General features: G+C 71.4%; 3 protein-coding genes. 1 reads left to right on the forward strand and 2 read right to left on the reverse strand.

The genetic code is table 11. The features are described from left to right. The first annotated feature begins 208 nt into the window (after positions 1 to 208). Complete coding sequence (locus MFF42_RS25455; RefSeq protein WP_238258758.1) at positions 209 to 610, forward strand: DUF3775 domain-containing protein; 402 nt, start codon at positions 209 to 211, stop codon at positions 608 to 610. A gap of 62 nt (positions 611 to 672) precedes the next feature. Here the strand turns inward: MFF42_RS25455 and MFF42_RS25460 are convergent, their stop codons facing one another. Both MFF42_RS25460 and MFF42_RS25465 read right to left on the reverse strand, forming a co-directional pair. Further along, positions 673 to 1113, reverse strand: a complete 441-nt coding sequence (locus MFF42_RS25460; protein ID WP_238258759.1) for a phospholipase A2 family protein — start codon at positions 1111 to 1113, stop codon at positions 673 to 675. A gap of 144 nt (positions 1114 to 1257) precedes the next feature. Next, positions 1258 to 2001: an outer membrane protein gene (locus tag MFF42_RS25465; RefSeq protein ID WP_238258760.1), complete on the reverse strand. Its 744-nt coding sequence runs from the start codon at positions 1999 to 2001 to the stop codon at positions 1258 to 1260. Positions 2002 to 2067 lie beyond the last annotated feature (66 nt).

Below are 2067 nucleotides of genomic sequence, written 5' to 3' on the forward strand. Positions count from 1 at the left end.
CCGGCTCGCCGCCTCCCGCGCCATCGCTCCTCCTGCACGGCGCCCCGGCCGCGCCGAACCAACGGCCACGCCACGGGTTGTCGAGGCTCTGCGCCCCGTCGCGGCCCGACGTCACCGGCTTGTCCGGACGGCCGCGGCGGACCCGGCGCGTTCCGTTCGAACCCGACGCGCCGCTTCCTCCGCGGGTCCGTCGAAGCTGGAGTGACGTATGGACATCGCCCTCGACAAGGTCACCGAGATCATCCTGCGGCTGCGGGCGGTCGAGGTGAAGGAAGGTGCGACCGATCCGGATTCGGGCTCCAACCCGACCGATGACGGTTCGATCGACATGCTGGTCGCCGGCACCGACGACGCCACCGAGCAGGAGATCCGCAGCATGATCGCCGGGCTCAACGAGGATGAGCGCGCCGACCTCGGGGCGCTGCTCTATATCGGCCGCGGCGATTACGAGGCGGCGGAATGGGGCACGGCGGTCGGCTTCGCCAAGGAGCGCGAGGCGGCCGGCGACACGGTGATGCGCGAGTTGCTCGGCACGCCGGACGGAGCCTCATTGCTCGAGGAGGGCCTCGACGCCCTGGGCATCCCCATGGGCACGCCCGAGGCGCCGTAGGGCGTCATGGGACGGCCCGGAACAGGCGTTCCGGGCCGATCGCGGTCTTCCGGTGAGAATGGTCAGGGTTCGCAGGCCAGCGCCTTCGCGCCGATGGCGACGAACTCCGCCGCCGTCCGTTCTTCGTCGCTGATCCGCGGCGTGCGGGCCACCAGGGTGGCCTCGCGCGCCAGACGGTCGTTGCAGGAGCAGGTCGGCAGCCCCTGTCCCACCGGCGGCGAGCAGGCATCGTGGTGCATGCAGGCCCGGTCGAGGGCGTCGACCGGGGGAAGGCCGGCGCCGCGGCTGCCCGGGCCGCAGTAATTGCCGTGGAAGACCAGCGCGCCCTGCGGCAGTCCGTTGCCGAGGTCGGGCGCGGCCGGCGCCTCGATGTCGGGCGCCTCGACGACCGGCGCGGCGACGGATTGAGCGAAGGCGGTGAGCGGCGCGAGACCGAGCAGGAGGGCCGAGACGCCGGCGACCAGCGGACGTCGCCGGCCGATGGGATGGGTAGGAGTCACCACGGTCAAAGTCTCCGTTTGAAACGCTCCCCTCACAGCTTTCCGTCGCGCGGGTTCATCACCCGCGCGGGAAGGCTGAGCGGTTCAAACGATCTTTCGCGGCCACGGTTCACTCTTTCACGCAAGAAACAAGCCATTCGCCCCGGTTCAGAACCTGTAATTCAGGCCGCCGCGCACGAGCCCGAAGCCCGAATCCGAGCGGCCGGTGCCGTAATAGGCGGGAACGGTCGCGTCGTAGACGGTCGCTCCGGTCCCCTGCTTGCCGAGATCGACGTAGAGCCCTTCGACCTTCACCGAGACGCGCTCCGTCAAGGCGTACTCGATGCCCGCGCCGGCCGCGTAGCCGAGCCGCACCGAGTCTGGCAGGGTGTAGGGATAGGCGGAGGCGTAGGGGGATTTGCTGCCGCCGCCGTAGGCGAGACCGCCGGTGCCGTAGACGAGCCACCGGTCGAAGGCGTAGCCGAGCCGGCCGCGCAATGTGCCGAACCAGTCGAGGCTCGGGGCGACGCCGTAATAGGGCGTGGAGCCGATGGTGCCGTCGCCGCGGCGGCCGAACCCGGTGCCTTGAAGGTCCGCCTCTGCGCCGAGCACCCAGCCCGCGCCCGGTGTCAGCTGATAAGCGTAGCCGATCTGGCCGCCGCCGACGAAGCCGCCGCGGCCGCCGCTCCCCGTGACCGTGCCGTAGGTCGCGTCCGTGAAGCTCGAAGACCCGCCGCGGAAGCCGTAGCCGGCATTCGCGCCGACGTAGAAGCCGGTCCAGGTGAAGGCGGGCAGGACGGGCGGCGGACGCGGTGCGGCGCGCGGCGGCAGGTCGGCGGCGGAGGCGCCGTCGGCGAGAAGGCCGGCAAGGAGAAGGCCGGCAAGGGCCGGCAGCGTCGGGCGTCGGATCATCATCGTGTCTCGGTTCGGATTCGGGACTGGGTCGGGGTCACAGCGCGAGCAGCAGCAGGCCGACGA

Origin of the sequence: Methylorubrum podarium (assembly GCF_022179745.1) — a bacterium.
Classification (GTDB): domain Bacteria; phylum Pseudomonadota; class Alphaproteobacteria; order Rhizobiales; family Beijerinckiaceae; genus Methylobacterium; species Methylobacterium podarium.

Coding starts and splice junctions, on each gene's coding strand:
- MFF42_RS25455 (WP_238258758.1), top strand. CDS start 209: ATGGACATCGCCCTCGACAAGGTCACCGAGATCATCCTGCGGCTGCGG.
- MFF42_RS25465 (WP_238258760.1), bottom strand. CDS start 2,001: ATGATCCGACGCCCGACGCTGCCGGCCCTTGCCGGCCTTCTCCTTGCC.